Below are 381 nucleotides of genomic sequence, written 5' to 3'. Positions count from 1 at the left end.
CCATTGGTCGCCGCGGCCATGTTCGTGTTCGGAGCGGTCGTCTATCTCCTCGTCGTACGCTTCGCGATGCGGGCCAAGGCCAATGCCGGCATGGTGCAGATCTTCACCACCTTCGGCCTTGCCATCCTGATGCGCGGCCTCGCGCAGTTCTTCTTCACGCCGGACTATCGCAGCATCCCGCAGTCCTTCGCCGGTGGCAAAACCGTCTCGGTCGCCGGCATCTTCCTGCCGGAACCGCAACTGATCGGCGCAGCGGTCTCGATTGCGGCCTTTGCCGGCCTCTATTTCTTCATCCACCGCACCGACTTCGGCCGCGCGCTGGAGGCGACCCGCGAGGATCCGGGCGCGGTGGCGCTGGTCGGCATCGACAAGAACCGCGTA

At 65.4% G+C, this 381-nt stretch carries 1 protein-coding gene; it reads left to right on the top strand.

The window, feature by feature from the left end; all coding sequences use genetic code 11:
• Window positions 1-381 (top strand): ABC transporter permease subunit (locus tag ACNFOC_RS55940; RefSeq protein WP_416966517.1); only part of this gene is annotated, 381 nt, incomplete at both ends.

This window comes from Streptomyces colwelliae (genome assembly GCF_048158785.1).
Lineage (GTDB): Bacteria > Actinomycetota > Actinomycetes > Streptomycetales > Streptomycetaceae > Streptomyces.
This window is presented reverse-complemented; position numbering and strand designations above follow the sequence as displayed.